At 51.5% G+C, this 293-nt stretch carries 1 pseudogene; it reads left to right on the top strand.

Going from position 1 to position 293, the window contains the following annotated elements:
- A pseudogene (locus B7705_RS09715) lies at positions 1-293 on the top strand (T7SS effector LXG polymorphic toxin); the annotation flags it as partial.

The raw sequence follows: 293 nt of genomic DNA, 5'->3' as shown, positions 1-293 counted from the left end.
CGCAAGGCAGAACAAGAAGCCGCTGAGCGAGAAGCTTCTTATCGCCGTCATCACCCCATCCAAGCCTGGCTGAAGGATCGCTCGAATGAGATTGGTTCCTGGTGGGGCGATGTCGTTGAGGGAACACGAAATCTACCGCTTCCTCAAGGGATGAAGGATTCCCTCTTGTTTGCGGAAGGTTTTATTGGTGCAGCTGGTAGTATGGTTTCAGAGACTGCCATCGGAGCTGTAGATTTGACTCAGATCATTGGTATTGCCGGTATTGATGGCGTCAATCGCCTAACAGGAGGTCA

The organism is Streptococcus oralis subsp. dentisani (assembly GCF_002096685.1).
Lineage (GTDB): Bacteria > Bacillota > Bacilli > Lactobacillales > Streptococcaceae > Streptococcus > Streptococcus oralis_AD.
Note: the sequence above shows the minus strand (reverse complement) of the source record. Positions and strands in the feature narration are given on the sequence as shown.